This window comes from Acidovorax sp. SUPP3334 (genome assembly GCF_030159055.1).
Taxonomy (GTDB): domain Bacteria; phylum Pseudomonadota; class Gammaproteobacteria; order Burkholderiales; family Burkholderiaceae_C; genus Paracidovorax.
This window is the reverse complement of the sequence record NZ_BQXQ01000047.1, coordinates 1-23,520: the sequence shown is the minus strand read 5'-3', so window position 1 is coordinate 23,520 and position 23,520 is coordinate 1. Positions and strand designations below refer to the sequence as shown.

Below are 23,520 nucleotides of genomic sequence, written 5' to 3'. Positions count from 1 at the left end.
AAATACTCCATTTAACGGCAAGTACATTTTTCCAACGAACTGCCGCGTGTTACAGCTGTGATTTGAATGCCTCCTGCAGCCTCCGCCTTAAGCCCCCATTTTTTACCAAATGAGTAGTCGAACCAACTCAAACCACCATAAGGTTTATTTGTAACAACTCCAGTTCCAACATTGGCAGTTAAAACATCTAGATTTGAACCAGCACCGCTTACCGTAGTCTTTCCAAACAACTCCACAAAAGTCTGATCGTCATTGCATTCGACCAGCGCAGCTTGACCTAAAGGTAATCCTCCTTCTGGAGACCAAGTAACTCCGCCGCCAACTCCGTAACCAAACTGCATACTCAGAAAACCTCTTTGGACACTTGTGTCGTATCCGAAACTAAAGTTCATTCCAGCTCCCCAGAACCCACCAATGTCGACGGCCCAAAGGCCTTTTGGGTCATAAAAAGAAATCGGGTCCCCGGCCACATAACCAAAGCGATTCCATCCCCCATCCAGCCCAATCGGATCGGCCTGGATGTACCTCCCCGACGCCTGGTCGTAGTACCGATTCAGGTTGTAGTTGAGCTGGGTCTCTTCATCGAACACCTGCCCCGGATACCGCAGATCGAATCGGATGGGTTCGGCATAGTTGGCGCTCCCCTGCCCGCTTTGTGAGTAATTGGTCGCCCCGGTCGTCGGATTGGCTTCCCCGAACCCCGTGATCAGCCACTGCCACGCCACCTGGCCCTGCGTGTTGGTCAGCCTTCTCGGCGTGTTCAGGTGGTCCGCATCGATGGCGTACAGCCTGCCATTGATCTGCGCGGCGATGGGCATCGGCCCGGTTGCCGTGGGCAGGTAGATGACCTCGGTGCTGTCCATCTCGCCGGTTGCTGCGGCGCTGTTGCCGCTCCTGCGGCTGCCGTACTGGCCCAGCACGGTGCTGCCGATGCCGTCTTCGGCATACACGGTCTGCTGCGTAACGGCCGGGTTGTTCGACCCGGACAGCCTCGCATCGCTCTTGAACACCCGCTGGCCCAGGGCGTTGTAGGTGTAGCTCACCGCCAGCGCGCTGGCCGGGTCGGCACTGGGGCCGGCCTTGGCGATGCGCCCGTCCACGCCGTAGTGCAGGTAGCTGTCGCCCTTTCTCGTGATCGAGCCCGTGGCATCGTGGTTGTAGGCCACCGCGCTGGTCTGTGCGCTGCCACCCGCTGGCGTGAAGGTCTGCGTGTACCCGCCCAGGCGGTTGCTGTCGCTGGCGATCTGGTAGTCGCGCTGCAGCGTGGCGCTGCCCCCCGCCGTGCTGCTGCTGTAGTAGCTCTGGCTGCGGTTGCCGTTGGCATCCCACGCGTAGCCGCTGGCGTTGGCACCGATGGTGTCGCTCAATGCCGCTGCGCTGGGCAGCGTGAGGGTGTTTGGCGCGCTGTGCGCGCTGGCGGTGAGCCGGCCCACCGTGTCGTAGCTGTACGCGCTGGTGAGCGGCACCTGCTGCGCCACCGTGGTGCTGCCTGCCGCGGGCAGCATGTGCTGCTGGGTGATCTGCGCGATGCGCCCGGCGCTGTCCCAGGTGAGCTGCAGCAGCGCGCTCGTGGCCAGCTGGCCCGCGCTGGTGTAGCTGCGCTGCTCGGCCAGCGGTGCGGGGTTGCCGGGGGTCTGCGCAAAGCCCGGCCATTGCCAGCCGGTGGCCTGGCCCAGCGGGCTCCAGGTGATGCCGCTGACCAGCGGCTGGCCGTTCCATTGCAGCCCGGTGAGCTGGCCGGTGGCGTCGTACTGGTGCACCAGCTGGCGCCCGCTGGCGTAGGTGATGCGGGCGATCTGCCCCGCGCCTGCGCTGCCTGCGTTGCCCGTCCCGGCAGGAACGTACTGGTAGCCCACGGTGCTGCTGGCGCCGTTGGACAAGACCTGGGTGCGCTCGGTGATGCCGCACTGTGTGTGGTTGACACAGGCGCCTCGATTACCGCTCCAGCCCGTCAAACGCTGGGATCGGTTTCTACACCTAAACATGCCTCATGCCAATAAATTCCACGGCATATTGCTATTAAATCAATAGCAGATCAGTTTTTCATGATCTTGGCTTCAAATGCCGCGAGCATGGCTTCGATCTGCTGCCCCTCCGTAGCCCCTGGCTCAATGCCTCCACCATCCGCGATGCCTTTGAGCAAGTAGTATTCGGTTTCCGAGCGAATTAGGCCGCGCTTGATTATCTGTAAGTATTTCTTTGAATATCGGCGCCTGACTTCGCTCAACGTGAAAGTGCCAGCAGCAGCGAATCTTGCGTCGGCGGCGGCAATCGCCTCGGGTGTCCAATTTGCAGTCTCCTCGACAAAGTCGTTGAGCGCCATCTGTAGACCTTTCTTGGCATTAGCGAGAGAAGTTGCCTCTATTTTCTCCAAGAACTGCGACGGAGTTTCCTGCGGCGTAGTCGGATACTTTGGCGCATAAAACTTAAACTCCAGATCAAGAAAAACCTTGAGCAATCTATAGTCTTCGATAGATAAAGAATTGTTCCCCATAATCCTTTTTCCTTATTTACTGGCAAGTGCAATGACCTGAAGCCACCGGCCGCCCAAACTCAGCATTAGCTGCAGGAATGTACCTAAGTGGGCCACGCGGGTTCCAAGGGCTAATCCCATTAATCTTATTTCTCGAATCTCCGCCGCTACTCTGTGCTCCACCATTGATATCGATGAGTTGCTGCTCACGCCCTCGGATAGCGTCGTAATTTGTAGACGACCGATCCAACACGGGCGGCAAGAATCCTTCGGCATTGAGCAGGGATTGCCCATAACCTCGATTTCGCACGTTGCGCTCTGGAGTATCAATTCCTGAAGTGCGGCCTGAATAGCAATCGCCAGTCAGTGGGTTGTATCGCGTGTAAGTCTGATATGTCGTTTCGTCATCGTCTTTGAATGCCCGGCTCAGCCTGTCTGCCAAGTCGCGCTGCGCATCCACTGATGGATTCGGCACGCCAGGAATTAACAGGGGCGGCAAAGGAATCGCTTGCAGGCCCGTCGGATCAGTAAAGTTAAGCGGATTTCCACCGACATACCCATACCGATTCCATCCTCCATTGAGCCCGATGGGATCATTCTGGATGTACCGCCCTGAAGGCATGTCATAAGACCGGTGCAGGTTGTAGTTCAACCCTGTCTCTTCATCGAACACCTGCCCCGGATACCGCAGGTCGAATCGGATGGCTTCCGCATAGGCTGCGCTCCCCTGCCCGCTCTGCGTGTAGCCGGTCGCCCCGGTCGTCGGATTCGCCTCCCCGAACCCCGTGATCAGCCACTGCCACGCCACCTGGCCCTGCGTGTTCGTCAGCCTTCTCGGCGTGTTCAGGTGGTCCGCATCGATGGCGTACAGCCTGCCGTTGATCTGCGCCGCAATCGGCATCGGCCCTGCTGCCGTGGGCAGGTAGATGACCTCCGTGCTGTCCATCTCCCCAGCCGGCGCCGCGCTGTCGCTGCTCCGTCTGCTGCCGTACTGGCCCAGCACGGTGCTGCCGATTCCGTCTTCGGCATACACGGTCTGCTGGGTGATGGCCGGGTTGTTCGACCCGGACAGCCTCGCATCGCTCTTGAACACCCGCTGGCCCAGGGCGTTGTACGTGTAGCTCACCGCCAGCGCGTTGGCCGGGTCGGCACTGGGGCCGGCCTTGGCGATGCGCCCGTCCACGCCGTAGTGCAGGTAGCTGTCGCCCTTTCTCGTGATCGAGCCCGTGGCGTCGTGGTTGTAGGCCACCGCGCTGGTCTGTGCGCTGCCACCCGCTGGCGTGAAGGTCTGCGTGTACCCGCCCAGGCGGTTGCTGTCGCTGGCGATCTGGTAGTCGCGCTGCAGCGTGGCGGTGCCCCCCGCCGTGCTGCTGCTGTAGTAGCTCTGGCTGCGGTTGCCGTTGGCATCCCACGCGTAGCCGCTGGCGTTGGCTCCGATGGTGTCGCTCAATGCCGCTGCGCTGGGCAGCGTGAGGGTGCCTGGCGCGCTGTGCGCGCTGGCGGTGAGCCGGCCCACCGTGTCGTAGCTGTACGCGCTGGTGAGCGGCACCTGCTGCGCCACCGTGGTGCTGCCTGCCGCGGGCAGCATGTGCTGCTGGGTGATCTGCGCGATGCGCCCGGCGCTGTCCCAGGTCAGTTGCAGCAGGGCACTGGCGGCCAGCTGGCCCGCGCTGGTGTAGCTGCGCTGCTCGGCCAGCGGTGCGGGGTTGCCGGGGGTCTGCGCAAAGCCCGGCCATTGCCAGCCGGTGGCCTGGCCCAGCGGGCTCCAGGTGATGCCGCTCACCAGGGGCTGGCCGTTCCACTGCAGCCCGGTGAGCTGGCCGGTGGCGTCGTACTGGTGCACCAGCTGGCGCCCGCTGGCGTAGGTGATGCGGGCGATCTGCCCCGCGCCTGCGTTGCCCGTCCCGGCAGGAACGTACTGGTAGCCCACGGTGCTGCTGGTGCCATTGGACAAGACCTGGGTGCGCTCGGTGATGCGCCCCTGCGCGTCGCGCTGGTAGCGCGTGGTGACGCCCGCGTCCTGGATCTCGCTCAGATACCCCACGCTGGCGCTCGCGCTGCCGCTGGCGTTGTACTGCGCCCCGGGCAGGTCGTAGCGCAGCACGGTGGTGCGGCTCACCCCGCCCTGGCTGCTCACGATCTGCGTGGGCCGGCCCAGCGCGTCCCGCGTGATGGCGCTGGCACTCCCCAGTGCATCGGTGATGCTTTGCGGCAGGCCCAGGCTGTCGTAGCTGCTGGTGAGCGTGCCGCTGTCCGCGCTGGCTTCCTGCCTGGCATTGCCCAGCGCATCCCGCGCGTAGCTGGTGGCCACGCTCTTGAAGTCCGTGGCCTGGGTGACGGCGTCCTGCGCGTTGTAGACCAGTGCGGCGCTGGCGTTCTGCGCGTTGGTGATGGTTTTGACGCGCCTCAGGGCATCCAGCCCGAGCGTGGTGCTGCGGCTGGCGCCCCCAACGGTCTCGGTGCTGCGGATGAGGTCGCCGTTGGCGTCGTAGCCATATCCGGTGGTGCTGAGCGTGCCCGTGGCGGCCGAGCCGATGGTGACGCTCTCCACCCGGTTCAGGCTGTTGATGGTGCGCGCCACCGTCCAGGCGGCCTGGCCCTGGGCGTCGGTGATGCTTTCGTTGATCCGGTTACCCATGCCGTCCAGCGTGTAGCTGGCACTCGCGCCCCGGTTGTCGCTCCAGCCGGTCAGGCGCTGGGCCGCGTCATAGGTGTAGGTGATCTGGTAGCCCGCCGGTGTGCTGGCGGTGACGACCTGGCCCGTGGGCCGGTAGGTGAACACTGTGGCTTCGTCGCCGCGCTGCACGCGCGTCAGGCGACCGCGCAAGTCGTATTGGTAGGTGCTGACCAAACCTGTTGGTGCGGTGTGGGTGAGCACCCGGCCGGCCGCGTCGTGGGTGTACAGGCTGCTTTGGCCCAGCGCGTTGGTGGCCTGCGTGAGGTTGCCTGCGCTGTCGTAGGTGAAGCTGGACACCGCACCGTTGGGCTCCGTCTCGCTGGCGACCAGGCCGGTGGGGTGATACGTCCACGTCCAGGTCCGCGAGACGGCCGGGGTGACGCTGGTGTCCTTGATCGTCTGCGTGAGGGCGTTGCCCAGGCTGTCGTACGTGTAGCTTGTCTCGCGGCCCGCCTCCGTCACCTTGACCGGCAGGCGCCACTGGGGGTGCCACTCGGTGCTGGTCGTGCGCGCCTGCGCCGTGCCAGCGGCTTCTGTGGTGCTGATGGGTAGTTGGCGCGAGAAGTCCCACTGCTTCGTTTTAACTACCCCTCGAAAATCAGTCTCGGAGTCGATCAAACCCTGCGCGTTTTGAACCCGCTGGGCGGCGTCTGCTTTACCGCTGCCGTCGGGCAAGCTGGCTCCACTGACAACGAGTTTGCCCAAGTTGATGCTGTAGTTGAAAACGCGAGCCGTACCAAGGGGATCGATGACTTGAAACCCGTATTCGGGCACCGGCGGATATTGCACTTCGTAGCGATTCGCTCCACCGGCCAGTTCCGTCGTAACCGCACGGCCCACATTGTCATAGGCGAAGGTACCCCAACGCGCCCCCGATTCATCCAAGATACCTGTCAACGCTTTGGTGAAGCGCGCATCTTCGTAGAGAAATGTCCGATTCTTACCATCGGGATAGGCAACGGTGCTGAGGCGCCCCCCGCCGTCATAGGTGTATTGAATGACTTGTAGATCAGGCGTAGTAACCGACGTCAATAACCCGTTGCTGCCATACGCCAAAACCAACGATTGCCCAAAGTTATTGGAAACCGTAGCCAGCCGACCCTGCAGGTCGTAAACATAAGAGGTGACCCATCCATTGCGGGCCGTAGCGGACTGCAACTTGCCCGTGCTGTTGAATACCATCGTGACGCCGTCTTCATCACGCAGGTATGTCCACAGACCTTGGGGCGATTGGGTTAACGTACCGCTGCCGGTGGTGCTCCAAGATGCGGCGTTCTTCGGCTTGGAAAAGCTTTGTACATGCCCTTCCCCCGATGTGATTAATACACCATCAATCGACTTGGGAAGATATTCGAGCTTGACATCATGGTTATGACCCCAAGCTCCATCGAAGCTTCCGGACGGCCTTCCGCCGCGCGTGCTACGGTAGTATCTGTGAAAGGTCAATGCATTCGGTCCAGAGCCGGCCCAGTCCGTTTCAAAACGAACCTTCTCTGAAGTGCCGGGCTCTATGGGCGACCCAACACTCTCCCCAGCTACGCCAGGCACACACATTTGTGCCATAGGAATCACCGGAATACATGAAGTACTGGTGGGATCTTCTTGATAACCGAATTTGCAGACACAACCGCTGCCTACCACCGTGCTGTTGGCTGGGCAAGTTATTCCACTCTCGATGAATGAACCAAAATCTCCGCCGTAGGAAGTATAGTATTTCTCATCATTCCCCCAGCACGAATATGTCCAATAGCCTATTCCGAGATAACCGACAGGCGCGCCGTCATCCCTGGCTATCCATACATTTTTTGTGTTTATGCGATCACCACACATCGCCGGGCGTCTGTCGATATAAGCCTTATAAGCACCCACTCTTGTTTCACGAGATCCGCAAAGCCGATCATCGACATCGCCCGTACGGCAAAATGTTATTTCCGCCTGTATCGCTGCATCAGCAGGCGTAGATGCAAAGAGACTTACCGTCGCCGACGCAGTGATTATCAGCATCTTGACCGCGCTGAGACCCATGAAAAACCTAAACTGGCGGACCCAGAGATAAAAGACCGGTGACAGTTGATTTTTTATATCAAGAAAACTTTTCATAAATCTCTCCCTCCCTGCTGATAAATGCATCAAAAGCCTTACAGAAATACAAGTGATGTGGTCGTTCTCAGATCACCATCGATCTGTGCCTGACATTGAAAATCGATGCCTCAATCGCCGTTCAGCGATGTGATGGCGATGCAACGGCAATATTAACCGAAAATCAAATCAAATAAGCATCAAGGCCGCACCATCCGGCAACTCTGCGGCTGCTCCGCCTTCTCCGCCGCGATCTGCCGCACCACGCGGAACCCATACCCCGAGCCCTCCACGTCGAACCGCACGCCCGGCGCGCCCTGCCGGTCCATGACCCCCACGGCCAGGGCTTGCTGGAACTGGTGATCCGCCGCGCGCATGGCGCCGGCCTGGCCGTTCAATTGCACCTTCGCGGTTTCCATGGCGCGGGCGACGGCGGCGGTGTCGGTGGTGCCGGCGCGTTCGATGGACTGGGCCAGCGTTTCCACCATGAGCTGCATGCGCATGTGCACGTAGTCGTCCGTGGGCTTGGGAAAGCGCTGGCGGAAGGATTGGTAGAAGGCTGCGCTCTGCGCGCCCGGCACGTTGGGCAGCCAGTCGGCCACGGCCACCACCTTGCCCACGCCGGCGTCGCCGAGCGCGGCCGGTGCGCCCAGGGCGTTGCCGTAGAAGGTGTAGAACATGCCGTCGTAGCCCACTTCGCGCGCGGCCTTGACGAGCAGGGTGAGGTCGTTGCCCCAATTGCCGGTGATGACGGCCTGTGCCCCGCTGGCCTTGATCTTGACGGCGTAGGGAGCAAAGTCCTTCACCCGGCCGACGGCATGCAGTTCGTCGCCCACCACGGTGACGTCGGGGCGCTGGGCGGCCAGCTGCTTTTTGGCCTCGCGCAGCACGGCCTGACCGAAGCTGTAGTCCTGCCCGATGAGGTACACGCTCTTCAAGGCTTTGTCTTCGCGGATCACGTCCATCAGCGCAGCCATGCGCATGTCGGCGTGGGCGTCGAAACGAAAGTGCCAGAAGCTGCACTTTTCGTTGGTGAGGATGGGGTCCACCGCCGAGTAGTTGAGGAAGATCACGCGCTTGCCCGGCTCGCGTTCGTTGTGCTTGTTGATGGCTTCGATCAGGACGGCCGCGGTGGCCGAGGAGTTGCCCTGCAGGATGACGCGAGCGCCGTCGTCGATGGCAGCGCGCAGGGCGGACAGGGCCTCTTCGTTCTGGCCCTTGCTGTCGTAGCGCTCGATCACCAGGGGCCGGTCGCCACCGGCCTGGGCCGGCAGATGGACGCCGCCACGCGCGTTCACCCGTTCGATGGCCCACAGCACGTTGCGGAACACGGCCTCGCCCGTGTTGGCGAAGGGGCCGGACATGCTCTCGATCAGCGCGACCTTGATGGGGGCGGCGGCCGGGGCACTGGCCGCGCGCGATGGGTTGGCGGGGGCGGCCTGCGCCATGAGGGTGGCTGGCAGGACCGAGGTGGTGCTGGGCGCCGTTGCGGCGGGGGCCGTCGATGCCGTCGATGCCGCTGCAGCCGATGGCACCGCGCCGGCTTCAAGGAATGCCGCAGGAAGAAAAAGCGTGGCGGCGGCCACGGCAAGAGCGCGCGCCCGGTGGGCAACGCGAGGGGAGGATGGGGTCATGCGAGCGGTCCTGTGGGCCGCGCCGCCAGCAAGGCAGCCGCCCGGGATGGAAAGGCGCGCAGTGTATCGGAGCGGCCTGACAACTGACACGCGCGGCATCGGCGCGCTGCGCAATCCTCGCAGTCACCCAGTCATCGGGCAACCGTATCCACCCGCATGGCCTCGCGCCCGCGAGGCCCTTCGAGCGGCCCCAAGGGCCTGCCCGCCGCGCTGGACTGTGCGCGGAGAACGCAGCGCCTGCCGCCGCTCAGCGCACTGGCGCGGATGCGGGCGCGGTGGCGGGTGCCGCCTCGGGCTCGGCCGCTGGCGCCTCCACCCCGGCGCCCGCAGCTGGCGGCATCGGAAACCCCGTGACGGCCGGCGGGCGTGGGACGGGGACCGGAATGGTGACGGGCATGGGCAAAAGCTCATGCACCTCGCCGGATTCGCGGGCCTCTTTCTTGGCGGTTTCGTTCGCGATCGTGGGCGGCACGGTGGGCGATGGCTGGCCCACCTGCTCGCGCGCGGCGGGCACGAAGCGGTCGAACAACTGGAAGAAGCGGTCGTAGAAGCGCGGGTCGGTCACGGTTTCGCTGCCCACCTTCACGAGCGTGTCGTCGCTGGCCGAAAACGGCAGCGAGACCGAGCCCAGCGCGCCCACGCCGAGCGATGCCGAGTTGTTGATCTTCTTGATCACGTAGCGGTCCTGCAGGGCGCTGGCGAACGCGGCGGTGCGGGTCTTGTCGCCGCCCTCGGTGGCGCAGACGACGCGCATTTCGACTTCGTAGTGAATGTCGCTGGAGGGCTGGAAGTACTTGCGGCCAGCGACGACTTCGGCGCTGGCGGTGCTCACGAGATAGCCCTGGCTCAGCAAGGCGCGGCGGGCACCTTCGCACACGCGTGCCTGGGGGGCGTTGATGTGGCGCGTGTGCATGCTGGCGCTGTCGAAGTCGTCGGGGTCGAAGCGCGGGGCGCGATCCAGCCCTGGGACCGAATTGCCGGCGCAGCCGGCCAGGAGGGACACGAGCGCGGTGGACAACGCCAGCACGGCGAGGTGGCGGGGACGGTGCGAAGCGCGAAGGCGTGAACGTGATGACGGAGGACGAAAAGTTGGCATGGCGGTTCCCTGATCAGCGTGCATTGTGAAGGCTGCGAAAGACGCGTTCGGACAAAGGGGTGTAACCCCGCGAAACGGCGGCGGCAGCGACTGCGGATGGGATGCGGCAGCGCCGCGCGGGTTCCTGCGGCGCGACATCGTGAGCGGCGGCACCTTGTAAAAACGGCAGGAATCCCCAGGCCGGTCCGGTGCATGCGCAAGGCAGATTCGTGCGCTGCAACGCCCTTGAAATGCCGCATCCCACACACATTTGTGGACCATGCGGCGAACGACCCGGGAGCCGCGAAAACACTGTGTTTCAGGAGTTTTTTTAATGATTTTCGCCCCTGTGATCCGTCGCTCCGCTTTCAACGCCCCCCGCTCCGCGGACGTGGCCCTGCAGCGCTTCTTGAACCATACCCTGTCGGCCCCGGTGGCGGCCGGCTACACCGTCCAGCAGGACGAAAAAACCGTGACCCTGCAGATGGACCTGCCCGGCCTGAGCCGTGAACAACTGCAGCTGACCATCGAAGGCAATCAGGTCCGCCTGGCCAGCGTGGAAGGTGCGCCGCGCCAGGTGCAGCGTGCCTGGGAACTGCCAGCGGACATCGATGTGGCCGCCAGCTCGGCCAAGCTCGAAAACGGCGTGCTGACGCTGGTGCTGGGCAAGGTCGTGCCGGAAAGCCGCGCTACGCAACTGGCCATCGCGTAAGGACGCCCGGCCGGGCGGCGCAGCACGCAGCGCCCGGTCGCGTCGAAGAATCTGGCTGACCGAGAAATCCGCCGCTGGATTCACCGCGATGCTTCAACAGCGCCCCGAGCGCCCTGGCCGAAACGCCAGGGCGTTTTTTGTGCCCGATGCCCCCGTCGAAAGACCACCGCTTACTGCAGCGTGTCCAGCGGCCAGCGCGGCTTCACGTCGAAAGCGTAGTCGCGATTGGCCTGCTGGCTGCCGGCCTGCAGGCGCATGGCGGCGGCCATGGCGATCATGGCGCCGTTGTCGGTGCACAGGTGCAACTCGGGGTAATGCACCCGCACCTTGGCCCGTGCGCAGGCGGCGTCGAGCTGCTCGCGCAATGACCGATTGGCGCCCACGCCGCCCGCCACCACCACGCGGTGCAGCCCGCTTTGCTGCAGGGCCGTCATGGTCTTGCGGACCAGCACATCGACGATGGCGGCCTGCGTGCTCGCGGCCAGGTCGGCCTTGCGCGCGGGCAGGTCGTCGCCCAGCTTCTTGGCCTGGGTGAGCACGGCGGTCTTCAGGCCCGCGAACGAAAAATCGAGGTTGCCGCTGTGCAGCAGCGGGCGCGGCAGCTTGAAGGCGGCCGGGTCGCCCTGCTCCGCCAGCCGCGACAGCGCGGGGCCGCCGGGATAGCCCAGGCCCATCAGCTTGGCGGATTTATCGAAGGCTTCGCCTGCGGCGTCGTCGATGGTTTCGCCCAGCATTTCGTAGCGGCCCACGCCATCGACGCGCATCAGTTGCGTGTGCCCGCCGGAGACCAGCAGCGCGATAAAGGGAAACTCGGGAGGGTCGGCGCTGAGGAAGGGCGACAGCAGGTGCCCTTCGAGGTGGTGCACGCCCAGCACGGGCTTGTCGAGCGCGGCGCCCAGGGCGCACGCCACGCCGGCGCCCACCAGCAGCGCGCCGGCCAGGCCCGGGCCGCGCGTGTAGGCGACCACATCGACATCGGCCAGGCTTCGGCCCGATTCGGCCAGAACGGTTTCGGTGAGGGGCAGCACGCGGCGGATGTGGTCGCGGCTGGCCAGTTCGGGCACCACGCCGCCATAGGCCTGGTGCATGTCGATCTGGCTGTGCAGGGCATGGGCGACCAGGGTGGGCACGCCGTCGCCGGTGGGCGACTGCACCAGCGCCACGCCGGTTTCATCGCAGGAGGATTCGATTCCGAGGATCAGCAGACTCATGCGCCCGAGTGTAGAACCTGGGCGCCGGGCCCTCGGCGGCCAGGGGCAACGGCCCGGCGCCGCCCTGCCCCCTCACCTCGTGCCTGCTTACCAGCGGTCGGAGCGCATGCGCAGCTCCCAGTTGCTGCCGCGCAGGCTGTACACGCCCACGGCGCCGTAGCGCTGCTCGCCCTTTTCGTCCCAGGTCATGGTGCCGGTGACGGGGGCGTAGCCGTTGATGGCGCGCAGGGCCTTGGTCACTTCTTTCGGGTCGGCCGACTTCGCCTGCTTGATGGCGGACGCCAGCACGTAGGTCGCGTCGTAGCTGTAGTGGCCGCCATATGCGGGCGCCTTCTTGAAGGCCGCGTTGTAGCGGTCCAGGAACTGGCGGCCGGTGATGAACTCGCGCGGCTCCAGCACGGGCGAGGTGGCGTAGATGGCGGTCACCATGCCCGCAGCCTTGGCCATGTCGGTGGTCTTGATGGTGTCGCCGCCCAGTACGGACAGCTGGGTGTAGTTGATCTTCTGCAGCGCCTGCATCAGGGCCAGCACCTGGAAGTCGTTGAGCGTGGTGACGATCACGCCCACCTTGGCGGTCTGCAGGCGCCGGGCCACTTCGTCGAAGGCCGTGGTCTTGTCGTCGAACGACTGGCGCACGGTGACTTCCTTCTTTTCGGTGGCGAGCTGCTTGGCCGCGCCGTCCGCCAGGCCCTTGCCATAGGGCGTGCCGTCGTCCAGCACGGCGTAGCTGGCGGTGCTGAGCTGCGTGGCGGCGAACGAGCCCATGGCGCGGGCCTGCAGGTTGTCGTTGGCCACCAGTCGCAGGGTGGTCTGCAGGCCCAGTTCGGTGAAGCGCGGGTTGGTGGAGATGGCCAGCTGCGCGATGCCCTTTTCGCCATAGATGGGCGCGGCGGCGATGCTCACACCCGAGTTCAGATTGCCGATGACCGCCACCACGCCCGATTCGACCAGCTGCTGCGCGGCCTTCTTGCCGGAGTCGGCATCGGCGCGGTCGTCCTGCGCGACCACTTCCAGGGTGACGGCCTTGCCGTCCACCGTGAAGCCGGATTTGTTGAGCTCCTGCACCGCCAGCGTCACGCTGTTGAGCATGTCCTGCCCCAGCGCGCCCAGCGGTCCCGACAGCGGCTGCGCCACGCCGATCTTGATGGTGTCGGGCACCTTGCTGCAACCGGCCCCCAGGGCAGCGGCCAGCGCTGCCATCGCCAGCAGCGCCGCGCGCCTGCTTCGTTGTGTGCTCATATCTCCAGCTCCGTTCCATTCAGTTCAGTGGTTTAAATGTATCTGGATGTATATAAGACGGAAGAGTCTTACGCTATCGGGTAACCCCTGCTCCATAGCAAGTTACATCTATTAGCAATTTCCATCACAGCCTGAAAGCGCCGCTAATGCACCCGCGCAGTGCATTCCGGCGCAGAAGTGCAGCGCCCAAGGGTCGGCACCGCGACGACGCACCAGGATGGGCGCATTTATTGCTTAAGATTGGGGCATGACCGACTCCCTGCGCATCGTGGTGGTGGCCCCCGATCTGGCGGTAGGCGCCGAAGACGACGAGCACGCCCAGCTGCAAGCCGAGCGCTCGCGGGCGCTGCGCATCGGCCTGCTGGAAAACAACTTCAATCTGGTGGCCACCCTGCCGGCCGACGTGTTTTTGAGCGAGCGGCTCGCGCAGTTGCAGCCCGACCTGGTGATCGTGGACGCCGAGAGCGACGCCCGCGACGCGCTGGAGCACGTGGTGATGGCCACCCGCGATGCGCCCCGCGCCATCGTGATGTTCACCAACGACGACGACCCCTCCCACGTGCGCCAGGCGGTGGCCGCGGGCGTGTCGGCCTACATCGTGGCCGGGCTGTCGCCCCAGCGCATCCGCCCCATCCTGGATGTGGCGATGGCGCGCTTTCAGCACGAGCAGGCACTGCGCGCCGAACTGGCCGACGCGCGCAGCGAGCTGAAGGACCGCAAGACTATCGACCGCGCCAAGGGCCTGCTGATGCAGCGCCAGGGCCTGACCGAACAGGCGGCCTACGACAAGCTGCGCAAGAGCGCGATGGACAAGGGCATGAAGCTGGTCGAGGTGGCCCAGCGCATGCTGGACGTGGCGGACCTGCTGGGCTGATCTCGACGTGTGACTTACCTGTTTACTCAGATTCTTTCAGCATTGTTTTATAGGTTTCGTACACCTTCTTGCCTTCGCTGGACGAAACCTGAAATGCGCGGCCCGATTTAACGGCCTTCTTCACATCGTCTGGAAGCCCTTCCGGGTACTGTTTCAGCAGCCCGCCCGCCCGCTGATTGAGCTTTGTCTGCGCTTGCATCTTTCGATCACCACCTCCTCCAGCGACGCTTTTATCGTCCATGACGGCGTGCCCGCGATCAGGCTTGGTGCTTGATGAAAAGAATGCGCCCCTAGGAGGCAGGCTGGACGGCTCCGAAGAACTTGGGCGCGGGCGATTTGATGCTCGCGGGGGACTGAAAGACATATCCCATGCCTGCACCTTGCTTGTCGACTCTGCAATGCGCTCGGGAGAGCTTCCCGGGGAATGATCAACTGGAGGACGATATGCTGAACTATTGCCGCTGATTCTGTTGAACAATTTATATCCTTTTGTCTATCAATTGAGGAGAAAGCATTTTTAGCGACCGTGCAAATAGCGACAGGGACGCGGCGAACAGATTGACCGCACAGCGAACCGCCGTATACCGAACTGAAGCATCTTTGCACCGCAACCGGGAGCGCTGCACAGGCATAGGGCGTCATGCGCCCATGACTGGGTGGTGGCTCGAAGAACTGCGAACGTCTGGGCCATGGGCGATCCATTGCTCCGCTCGAAGCCGACAGCGCAAACCCATGCGCAAACCCGTTTGGCACAGAATTTGCTATCACCCCTCCAAGACCATAGGTCTGCTGAGGAGAAGCCACCCAACGGCGGGTGAATCTCTCCCAATCCGGACAAAGGCGTCCCCACCGCTCGCGGCGCTGCCACCAGGCAGCCTGCAGGCGTGTGAGGACGCCTTTTTTGTTTTTCCACGTTGCCAGCCAAGCCAAGGGATGCCTTCCATGACCGACCTGTCCAAAACCAGTCTCCACCGCCGCACCGTGCTGCAGGCCGCCGCCGTGGGGGCCGTGGGCGTGAGCCCCGCCCTGCGCTCCATGGTGTATGCAGCCGGCTCCGACGCGCCGGAAAAGAAGGAAGTGAAGATCGGCTTCATCCCGCTCACCGACTGCGCCAGCGTGGTGATGGCCTCGGTGCTGGGCATCGACCAGAAGTACGGCGTGAAGATCGTGCCCAGCAAGGAAGCCAGCTGGGCCGGCGTGCGCGACAAGCTCGCCAACGGCGAACTCGATTTCGCCCACGTGCTGTACGGCCTGGTGTACGGCGTGCACTTAGGCGTCGGCGGCCCCAAGAAGGACATGGCCGTGCTCATGACGCTCAACAACAACGGCCAGGCCATCACGCTCAGCAAGAAGCTGGCCGATGCCGGCGCGGTGGACGGCGCGGGGCTGGCCCAGCTCATGGCCAAGGAAAAGCGCGAATACACCTTCGCCCAGACCTTCCCGACCGGCACGCACGCCATGTGGCTTTACTACTGGCTGGCGGCCAACGGCATCGACCCGCTCAAGGGCGCCAAGGTCATCACCGTGCCGCCGCCGCAGATGGTGGCCAACATGCGGGTGGGCAACATGGACGGCTTCTGCGTGGGCGAGCCCTGGAACCACCGCGCCATCATGGACGGCATCGGCGTGACCGCCACCACCACGCAGGACATCTGGAAGGACCACCCCGAGAAGGTGCTGGGCACCACGTCGGAGTTCGTGCAGAAGTACCCCAACACCGCGCGCGCCGTGACGGCCGCCATCCTGGAGGCCGGCCGCTGGATCGACGAGGGCCTGGCCAACAAGAACAAGATGGCCGAAACCATCGCCGGCAAGGCCTACGTGAACACCAGCGTGGACGCCATCAACCAGCGCATCCTGGGCCGCTACCAGAACGGCCTGGGCAAGACCTGGGACGACCCCAACTACATGAAGTTCTACAACGACGGCGCGGTGAACTTCCCCTACCTGTCCGACGGCATGTGGTTCCTCACGCAGCACAAGCGCTGGGGCTTGCTCAAGGACCACCCCGATTACCTGGCCGTGGCCAAGTCCATCAACCGCATCGACCTGTACAAACAGGCCGCCACCGCGGCCAAGGCACCGCTGCCCAAGAGCGAGACGCGCACCAGCAAGCTGATGGACGGCGTGGTCTGGGACGGCAAGGAGCCCGCCAAATACGCCGACAGCTTCAAGATCAAGGCCTGAGCGCGGCCCGTGCCCGACACCCCTTTCCGCCCCACGCCAGGAGAAACCACCATGGTCAGCGCCGTCTTCCACGCCCCGCCGGAGCCCACGCCCGCCACCGCCCCGCACGCTATGCAAACGATAGCAACCCCGGCAATCAAAACGCCGGCATCCGGGCAAAAACCCCTGCAGTCCGCACCGCCCAGCCCGCCGAGGGCGCCGCGCGACTGGGCCGCCATCTCGCGCAGCTTCTGGCTCGCCGTGCTGCCGCCGGCCTGCGGCCTGGGCCTGCTGATCGGGCTGTGGGCCGTGGTGTCTTCCACCACCGGGCAGAGCATTCCCGGCCCGCTGGACACCTGGAAGCAGGCGCTGGAGGTGTTCAGCAACCCGTTCTACCGCAATGGCCCCAACGACCAGGGCGTGGGCTGGAACGTGCTCGCCTCGCTGGAGCGCGTAGCGGTCGGTTTCGGGCTGGCGGCGCTGGTGGGCATTCCCGCGGGCTTCGTGATCGGGCGGTTCAACTTCCTCTCGCGCATGTTCAACCCGCTCATCAGCCTGCTGCGGCCCGTGTCGCCGCTGGCGTGGCTGCCCATCGGCCTCTTGGTGTTCAAGGGCGCCAACCCGGCCGCCATCTGGACCATCTTCATCTGCTCGATCTGGCCCATGATCATCAACACCGCAGTGGGCGTGCAGCGCGTGCCGCAGGACTACATGAACGTGGCCCGCGTGCTCAATCTTTCCGAGTGGAAGATCGCCACCACCATCCTGTTCCCCGCCGTGCTGCCCTACATGCTGACCGGCGTGCGCCTGGCCGTGGGCACCGCCTGGCTCGTGATCGTGGCGGCCGAGATGCTGACCGGCGGCGTGGGCATCGGCTTCTGGGTGTGGGACGAGTGGAACAACCTGAACGTCAAGAACATCATCATCGCGATCTTCGTGATCGGCATCGTCGGGCTGCTGCTCGAATACGCGCTGGTCAAGCTGGCCACGGCATTCACGTTCGAAGAGGTGAAGGCATGAACAACCCCGAGAAATTCATCGAAGTCCAGGGCGTCGCCCAGACCTTCAAGACCGCCAAGGGCCTGTTCCCGGCGCTCAAAGGAATCGACCTTACCATCGCCAAGGGCGAGTTCGTGGCGCTGATCGGGCACTCGGGCTGCGGCAAGTCCACCCTGCTCAACCTGATCGCCGGGCTCACGGTGCCCACGGCCGGCGCGCTGCTGTGCGCCGACAAGGAGATCAAGGGCCCCGGCCCGGAGCGCGCGGTGGTCTTCCAGAACCATTCGCTGCTGCCCTGGCTGACCTGCGAAGGCAACGTGCACCTGGCCGTGGAGCGCGTGTTCGGCAAGCGGGAACCGAAGGCCCAGCTCAAGGCCCGCACCGAGGCCGCGCTGGCCATGGTGGGCCTCACCCACGCGGCGCAAAAGCGCCCCGGCGAGATCTCGGGCGGCATGAAGCAGCGCGTGGGCATCGCCCGGGCCCTGTCGATGGAGCCACAGGTGCTGCTGATGGACGAGCCCTTCGGCGCGCTCGACGCCCTCACCCGCGCCAAGCTGCAGGACGAGCTGCTGGAGATCGTGGCGCGCACGCAGAGCACCGTGGTCATGGTCACCCACGACGTGGACGAGGCGGTGCTGCTGTCCGACAAGATCGTGATGATGACCAACGGCCCGGCCGCCACCATCGGCGAGGTGCTGGCGGTGGACATTCCCCGCCCCCGCAACCGCGTGGCCCTGGCCGAAGACCCGCGCTACCTGCGCAGCCGCAAGGCGGTGATGGACTTCCTGTACACGCGCCAGGCGCATGTGGAGAAGGCGGCCTGAGGATAAAGCGCTTCAATAGGCTCTGACGTACTCCACCGCACCTTTTCGTTCAGCAGCGTCAACGTGGTTACCATGGCGACCTCCCAGCCACCATCCCAACGGCCTCACTCCAGGCCTGCAGCGTTGGCTGAACCAGTTCCAAGGAAAGATATGTTGAAACGGATGCGCCTGAAAAATTTCACCGTCTTTTCAGAGGCAGACTTGACGTTTTCTCCTCAATTGAACGTCATCGTCGGAGAAAACGGCGCTGGCAAGACTCACTTGTTGAAAGCGGCTTATTCTGTTCTGGCCGCCAGTTACGAAGAAGGACGTAAGCCTCATGCGGAGGCGCCCACCAAAACAGCGCTGCAAAGTGTGTTTGCGAACAAGTTGGTCAATGTCTTTCGTCCGGAAAGCCTGGGCCGCCTTGCTCGGCGTAAGCAAGGCAGAGAAAGGTGCGATATCGCACTTGAATTTTCTGTTCCTGACTTGAACACCGATTTCAGTTTTGCCACCAATAGCAAATCCGAAGTTGCCATAGGCTCATTGCCGAAAAAATGGTTGCCGACAGCGCCCGCTTATCTGCCCACGAGAGAGTTGCTAACTATTTTTCCGAATTTTGTCGCGGTCTATGAAAGCCGCTTTCTTGAATTTGAAGAGACTTGGCGCGACACCTGCCTCCTTCTTGGAACGCCACTGAAAAAAGGCCCTCTACAGCAACGCATCAAAGAATTGTTGCGGCCTTTGGAGGCCGCTATGGATGGAAGTATCGACTTGGGTACCAACGGACGTTTCTATCTTCAACAACGCAATGGCCGCATGGAAATGCCACTCGTTGCAGAAGGACTACGCAAATTAGGAATGCTGGCACGCCTGATCGCATCCGGAGTTCTTCTGGATAAAGGCCATCTTTTTTGGGATGAACCAGAGGCCAATCTAAACCCCCGCTTGGTCAGGGAAGTCGCTGGAGTCATTACATCGCTCAGCCTTGCTGGCATCCAGATTTTTCTTGCAACCCATAGCCTGTTCTTGCTGCGCGAACTAGATATTTTGCTGAATGAGCACAAGGGCATCCGTGCACAGTTTTTTGGACTCCATTCAAGTGCAAACGGAATGGCGATAGCGCAAGGTTCTACATTGTCGGACATGGGAGATATCACTTCGCTGGAAGAAAGCCTTGCCCAATCTGACCGCTATCTGGCGATGGAAAGCTGAAAATGCAGCCGTTGCATGTTGATGGGCTGGACTTCATCTTTCCTGACGCTTGGCAAGTCAGCAAATATGACGAATGGTCTTTCTATCGGAACCACTTCATCAAGTTATGCGATGGCTTGAAAGCCGTGGATGTCGTCGCACTGTCCCCTGAAAAAGCGGCTTATCTAATCGAGGTAAAAGACTACCGCCATCCCCAAACCGAAAAACCCTCTTCTTTGGCGGATACCATTGCAATGAAAGTCCTTCACACCCTAGCTGTCTTTTTGCCAGCCAAATTAAACGCCAGTCAAGACGAGTGCTCGATAAGTCAACAATTGCTGAAATGCAAAGCGCTGCACATCGTGGTGCATATCGAACAGAGTGACCGCCATATTCCTAAAGTCGATTTAGCAGACCTTAGACAGAAGTTGAAACAACGGCTGCGTTCCGTGGATCCCCATCCCAAGATTGCATGCATGAGAAACATGGTCAATTTGCCGTGGACTGTGCAGCCGTAACAATCACGGAACCTCGGGCACTGCTGGGCGTTCGCAAAATTCAGTGAAGCACGGCTTTTGCTTCAAGGGCAGGCTTGAACTTCTGCGCCACAGTTTCCATTTCGGTTTACTTCCTTGCCCCACTATCGGCCAGCCATCCCCGCACCACGCCGTTCGTCCAGCCAAAGCCGTCCTGCAGTGGGTACTCGCCCCCATCGCCGCCGGTGGAAGCGCGGTCGCTCGCCTCGCACAACGAGTATTTCTCGACCAGCTTGCCCTCTTGGTCGTACACGTCCTGCACGGTTTTGAGCCAGCGCGCGCGGATGTCGTCCGCCAACTGGCGGCAACCCTCGTCGGCGGCGCCGTAGGCGGCGAAGCCTTCCACGGCCATCCACTGCAGGGGGGCCCAGCCATTGGGCCGGTCCCACTGCTCGCCGCTGGCGGTTTCGGAGGTGGACAGGCCGCCGCGCACCAGCAGGCGGCGGCGCACGGTGGGTGCGAGCGCCCGCGCCTGTTCGGGCGTGGCGGTGCCGGTGAACAGCGGCACCACGGTCGCGGCATTGAGCGACGGGCGCGGCGCGCGGGCCTGCCAGTCGTAGTCGAGGAAGGCGCCGGCCTCGGCGTTCCAGAGCACGCGGGACATGGCCCCGGCGCGCTGGCGGGCCTTTTCGTCGAAGGACTGGGCGGTGGCGTCGTCGCCCGCATCGCGGCTCAGGCGGGCGATGGTGGTTTCGGCTTTGTGCAGCAGCGCGTTCAAGTCCACCGGCAGGATGCGCGTGGTGATGATGGCGGACAGCGTCTGGGTGCGGCAGGCGCCGGGCAGCCCGTCCTGCAGCCATCGCGCGCTGAAGTCCCAGCCCGATTCGGCGGCGGCGCGCAGGTCGCGGTACACCTCCTGCGAAGGCCGGGGGCAGTGGGTGGCCGTCTCCACGTCCTCCCGCCACGATTCCTCGCGCGGCGTGTCGCGGTCGTCCCAGTAGCGGTTCAGGATGGCGCCGTCCGGCAGCGCCACCACGCGGCGGTGGGCGCCGCCCGCGGCCAGCGTGTCCGCACCCTCCATCCAGAAGTCGTATTCGCGCCGCATCTGCGGCAGGTACTGCGCGGCGCCGTGCCCCGCGCACGATTCGCACAGCTCGGCCATCAGCGCGAACATGGGCGGCTGCGAGCGGCTCAGGTAATAGGTGCGGGTGCCGTTGGGCACGTGGCCGTAGGTGTCGATGAGGTAGGCGAAGTTGTCCGTCATCGCATGCAGCAGGTGGTCCCGGCCGCTGCGCACCAGGCCCAGCATGGTGAAGTACGAATCCCAGTAATACATCTCGACGAACCGCCCGCCCGGCACCACGTAGGCATGCGGCAGTGCCAGCAGCGAGCCGTGCGCGGGATGGTGCGCGGGGTGGCGGGTGAGTTCGTCCCACAGCGCATCGATGTGCTCGGCCATCGGCAGGCCGGTTTCGGTGGTGGCGTGCTGGCACGCCCGGTGCTGCGGCGTGAAATGGTGGTGCACGAATGCGTGCAGGTCGAAGCCGGGCGCATGGCATTGCATGCGGTAGGCGGCCAGGATGGTTTCGGGCGGCTGGCGGGGTGCGCAGTCCACGAACGTCTTGGAGTCTTCGAAGACGCGCTGGCGTTGCACTTCGATGAACAACTCTTCATAGCGGTCTGCCGGGGAATGCGTGTCGGCCGGCGGCACCAGGGCGGCCGCGGCGCGGCGCGATGCGATGTGTACGCTGTGCACAGACGGATCGGCGCCCGGCAACGGGGTTGCAGCGGCAGCGGAAGACTCGGGGCGGGACGGCAGGGCGGACATTCGGATTCCAGGGGAAGGGCCAGGGGAAGGGCCAGGGAAATGGCCAAGGGAAGGCTCGGTGGCGGATGGGCCTATTGAACAATGGCCGGCCGGCCTGCGCCGGCCCGCGGCCCCGGCAAATGCGCAGGACAAGGCGCCGTGACCGCGTCGGTGCCGCAGGGAACGCGGCCATCGTTCGGCGCCACGCCTACCGTCCAGGCGCCGCACCCCGCAGGAAGAAGTCCACGGCCCGCACCACCCGCGCGTGGATGTCCGCGACGGAGATGGACGGTGGGTTTTGCTGGTACAGGCGCGGCCCGGTTTCGGCGGTGAGCAGCGCCATGAACTGCATCGCCATGATCTGAGGATCGGACTCGCACACCTCGCCACGCGCCATGGCGGCGCCCATGAACCGGGCCAGCGCGTCAATGCACTGGCGCGGGCCCGCGCCGTCGAACAGCTCGCCGATGTTGGTGCGGCCTGCATCCGCCAGCACCATGCGGTACACCGACAGTGCGCGGCGGTCGTTCAGCATCACCTGCAGCGCCTCGTCCCCGAACCGCGTCAGGGTGGGCCGCAATGGGGGACGCGTCTCCAGCGCCGTGAGCAGGTGGGCGGTGGCATCGGCCAGATGGGAGGTCGCCAGCGACTGCACCACCGCGACGAACAGCGGCTCCTTCGACGGGAAATAGCCGTACAGCGTGGCTTTGGAGCCACCGAGCCGCTTGGCCAGCTCGTTCATCGACGCCGCCTCGTACCCCACCTCTTCGAACAATTTGGCCGCCGCTTCCACGATGGCATCCCGCCGCGCCTGGGTCCTGACCCGCATTCTCATCTCCAAAAATGAACTAACTTGTACTCTTTACTTGACAGGGCTTCCTGCGTGGAATCATACTATATCGTACACACATGTTCAGTTATGGACTGGTTTCCGGGCACCAATTCCGGGGGGCGGGATCTTTTCATCCACTCTTTTTGCGGGCAACCCTCCGATGAATACCAAACCCTTCCTGCGCCCCGCGGCGCTCCTGGCCCTGCTGTGCGCCGCGGCCCTGGCCGGGTGTGCCAGCACACAACCGGTCGCCTATTCGGGGCTGCAGTCCGCGCCCCAGTTGCGGCCCAACCTGGAGGAAGACAGCGGCCGCATTCCGTTGCGCGTGGCTTCGCACCGGGACTGGGGCCAGTATTCCAAGGCGATCCTCGACCCCATCGTGATCTACACCGGGCCTGACCACCAGTTCGAGGACGTGCCCGAGGCGAACCGGCGCAAGCTGGCCAGCGACATGCGTTCGCAGTTCACGGCCCGGCTGGCGTCGCGCTTTCAGATCGTGACCCAGCCCTCCCCCGGCACGCTGCGCCTTCGCGTGACGCTCACCGGTGCCAAGCTCACGACCCGGGGCCTGAGCACCTTCACGCGCTTCGACATCGGCGGCGGGCCGTACAACCTGGTGCAGGGCATTCGCGGCAAGGAAGGCACGTTCACCGGATCGGTCAGCTATGCCGTGGAGATCTTCGACGCGGTATCGAACCAGTTGCTCGACGCCTTCGTGACCAAGCAATACCCGAACGCGCTGAACATCGGCGCGACCTTCGGCACCCTGGATGCGGCGCAGGCCGGCATCGCCAAGGGTGCGGACCAACTGGTGGAACAGTTCCAGTGAGCGCCCAGGCGTGGCTGCGCTCGGAGGGCTACCGGCCCGAGCCCCTCGACCTGGGATCGCACGGCGTGCTGTTCGCCGCGCATTTCGCGCCGCTGGTGCATGTGGACGACCACCCGCGCAACGACCTGTACGCGCTGCGCATGCAGGTGAGCCTGCCCGCCTCGCTGGAAACCTTCGTGCATGGTCGCATGCCGGGTGCGCAACGCATCGAGCTGTGCCACGACCGCCGCAAGATCGTGGTGCGCCGCGGCTGGCAGGCACTGGGCCCGGGGTGCGAGGCCGGCCCCGGGGACGAGTCGGTCGCCCTCGATCCCTAGCTGTGATGTCTCAATAGGTTGTTCACCCGAATGGGTCTGGGAAACTGGAGTTAACACGCTTCAGAGTCACAGAGGGATCCCACCGGATGAACAGCCATAAGAATGCCAGATTGACATTGGAAG

The 23,520-nt window shown here is 63.8% G+C and carries 19 protein-coding genes and 1 pseudogene; 9 read left to right on the top strand and 11 right to left on the bottom strand.

All coding sequences use genetic code 11. The annotated features are described in order from the left end of the window. Positions 1-11: 11 nt before the first annotated feature. The 6 genes and pseudogenes from AVHM3334_RS20375 to AVHM3334_RS20355 all read right to left on the bottom strand — a co-directional run bounded on the left by AVHM3334_RS20375 (position 12) and on the right by AVHM3334_RS20355 (position 9,959). On the bottom strand, positions 12-1,955 hold the full coding sequence (locus AVHM3334_RS20375; RefSeq protein ID WP_284415331.1) for an RHS repeat-associated core domain-containing protein: 1,944 nt from the start codon (positions 1,953-1,955) through the stop codon (positions 12-14). A gap of 80 nt (positions 1,956-2,035) precedes the next feature. After that, positions 2,036-2,494, bottom strand: a complete 459-nt coding sequence (locus AVHM3334_RS20370) for a hypothetical protein (protein WP_284415330.1) — start codon at positions 2,492-2,494, stop codon at positions 2,036-2,038. 16 nt (positions 2,495-2,510) lie between these two features. Continuing rightward, a complete protein-coding gene (locus AVHM3334_RS20365) occupies positions 2,511-5,855 on the bottom strand; it encodes an RHS repeat-associated core domain-containing protein (RefSeq protein WP_284415329.1) in 3,345 nt (1,114 codons plus the stop codon). Between the two features lie 138 nt (positions 5,856-5,993). After that, a pseudogene (locus tag AVHM3334_RS23935) lies at positions 5,994-6,704 on the bottom strand (DUF6531 domain-containing protein); the annotation flags it as partial. A 725-nt stretch (positions 6,705-7,429) separates the two neighbouring features. Beyond that, on the bottom strand, positions 7,430-8,677 hold the full coding sequence (locus AVHM3334_RS20360; RefSeq protein WP_284415348.1) for a branched-chain amino acid ABC transporter substrate-binding protein: 1,248 nt from the start codon (positions 8,675-8,677) through the stop codon (positions 7,430-7,432). A 433-nt stretch (positions 8,678-9,110) separates the two neighbouring features. Next, entirely contained in the window at positions 9,111-9,959 is an 849-nt protein-coding gene (locus AVHM3334_RS20355; RefSeq protein WP_284415328.1) for a DUF2242 domain-containing protein, read from the bottom strand. A 313-nt stretch (positions 9,960-10,272) separates the two neighbouring features. On the opposite strand from AVHM3334_RS20355, the gene AVHM3334_RS20350 reads away from it, so the two are divergent. Next, positions 10,273-10,650 carry an Hsp20/alpha crystallin family protein gene (locus AVHM3334_RS20350; protein ID WP_284415327.1) on the top strand — a complete coding sequence of 126 codons (378 nt, stop codon included), beginning with the start codon at positions 10,273-10,275 and terminating at the stop codon, positions 10,648-10,650. A 170-nt stretch (positions 10,651-10,820) separates the two neighbouring features. Here the strand turns inward: AVHM3334_RS20350 and tsaD are convergent, their stop codons facing one another. Both tsaD and AVHM3334_RS20340 read right to left on the bottom strand, forming a co-directional pair. Further along, positions 10,821-11,861, bottom strand: a complete 1,041-nt coding sequence (tsaD, locus tag AVHM3334_RS20345) for a tRNA (adenosine(37)-N6)-threonylcarbamoyltransferase complex transferase subunit TsaD (protein ID WP_284415326.1) — start codon at positions 11,859-11,861, stop codon at positions 10,821-10,823. An 87-nt stretch (positions 11,862-11,948) separates the two neighbouring features. Further along, positions 11,949-13,100, bottom strand: coding sequence for a branched-chain amino acid ABC transporter substrate-binding protein (locus AVHM3334_RS20340; protein ID WP_502869954.1), 1,152 nt, complete (start codon positions 13,098-13,100; stop codon positions 11,949-11,951). A 247-nt stretch (positions 13,101-13,347) separates the two neighbouring features. On the opposite strand from AVHM3334_RS20340, the gene AVHM3334_RS20335 reads away from it, so the two are divergent. Beyond that, positions 13,348-13,974 (top strand): ANTAR domain-containing response regulator, encoded by a 627-nt coding sequence (locus AVHM3334_RS20335; RefSeq protein WP_272568327.1) that lies wholly within the window; start codon positions 13,348-13,350, stop codon positions 13,972-13,974. Between the two features lie 22 nt (positions 13,975-13,996). Here AVHM3334_RS20335 and AVHM3334_RS20330 read toward each other — a convergent pair whose 3' ends face one another. Continuing rightward, the gene (locus AVHM3334_RS20330) at positions 13,997-14,215 is read right to left on the bottom strand and encodes a hypothetical protein (protein WP_284415325.1); all 219 of its coding nucleotides are present in this window, start codon (positions 14,213-14,215) and stop codon (positions 13,997-13,999) included. 701 nt (positions 14,216-14,916) lie between these two features. Here AVHM3334_RS20330 and AVHM3334_RS20325 point away from each other — a divergent pair. The 5 genes from AVHM3334_RS20325 to AVHM3334_RS20305 all read left to right on the top strand — a co-directional run bounded on the left by AVHM3334_RS20325 (position 14,917) and on the right by AVHM3334_RS20305 (position 19,654). Then, on the top strand, positions 14,917-16,161 hold the full coding sequence (locus AVHM3334_RS20325; RefSeq protein ID WP_284415324.1) for a CmpA/NrtA family ABC transporter substrate-binding protein: 1,245 nt from the start codon (positions 14,917-14,919) through the stop codon (positions 16,159-16,161). 51 nt (positions 16,162-16,212) lie between these two features. After that, positions 16,213-17,160: a nitrate ABC transporter permease gene (ntrB, locus tag AVHM3334_RS20320; RefSeq protein ID WP_284415346.1), complete on the top strand. Its 948-nt coding sequence runs from the start codon at positions 16,213-16,215 to the stop codon at positions 17,158-17,160. Beyond that, on the top strand, positions 17,157-17,963 hold the full coding sequence (locus AVHM3334_RS20315) for an ABC transporter ATP-binding protein (RefSeq protein ID WP_284415323.1): 807 nt from the start codon (positions 17,157-17,159) through the stop codon (positions 17,961-17,963). Before ntrB ends, AVHM3334_RS20315 begins: the two co-directional genes overlap by 4 nt. 150 nt (positions 17,964-18,113) lie before the next feature. Beyond that, entirely contained in the window at positions 18,114-19,157 is a 1,044-nt protein-coding gene (locus tag AVHM3334_RS20310) for an AAA family ATPase (RefSeq protein WP_284415322.1), read from the top strand. A 2-nt stretch (positions 19,158-19,159) separates the two neighbouring features. Continuing rightward, on the top strand, positions 19,160-19,654 hold the full coding sequence (locus AVHM3334_RS20305; RefSeq protein ID WP_284415321.1) for a cysteine--tRNA ligase: 495 nt from the start codon (positions 19,160-19,162) through the stop codon (positions 19,652-19,654). Positions 19,655-19,760: 106 nt separating this feature from the next. Here the strand turns inward: AVHM3334_RS20305 and treF are convergent, their stop codons facing one another. Together treF and AVHM3334_RS20295 are read right to left on the bottom strand one after the other, a co-directional pair. After that, positions 19,761-21,440: an alpha,alpha-trehalase TreF gene (treF, locus tag AVHM3334_RS20300; RefSeq protein WP_284415320.1), complete on the bottom strand. Its 1,680-nt coding sequence runs from the start codon at positions 21,438-21,440 to the stop codon at positions 19,761-19,763. Between the two features lie 187 nt (positions 21,441-21,627). After that, positions 21,628-22,248, bottom strand: coding sequence for a TetR/AcrR family transcriptional regulator (locus AVHM3334_RS20295; RefSeq protein ID WP_284415319.1), 621 nt, complete (start codon positions 22,246-22,248; stop codon positions 21,628-21,630). Between the two features lie 163 nt (positions 22,249-22,411). On the opposite strand from AVHM3334_RS20295, the gene AVHM3334_RS20290 reads away from it, so the two are divergent. Both AVHM3334_RS20290 and AVHM3334_RS20285 read left to right on the top strand, forming a co-directional pair. Next, the gene (locus AVHM3334_RS20290; RefSeq protein ID WP_284415318.1) at positions 22,412-23,080 is read left to right on the top strand and encodes a DUF3313 domain-containing protein; all 669 of its coding nucleotides are present in this window, start codon (positions 22,412-22,414) and stop codon (positions 23,078-23,080) included. Next, positions 23,077-23,397, top strand: a complete 321-nt coding sequence (locus AVHM3334_RS20285) for a DUF2145 domain-containing protein (protein ID WP_284415317.1) — start codon at positions 23,077-23,079, stop codon at positions 23,395-23,397. The genes AVHM3334_RS20290 and AVHM3334_RS20285 overlap by 4 nt, the downstream gene beginning before the upstream one ends. Positions 23,398-23,520: the final 123 nt, after the last annotated feature.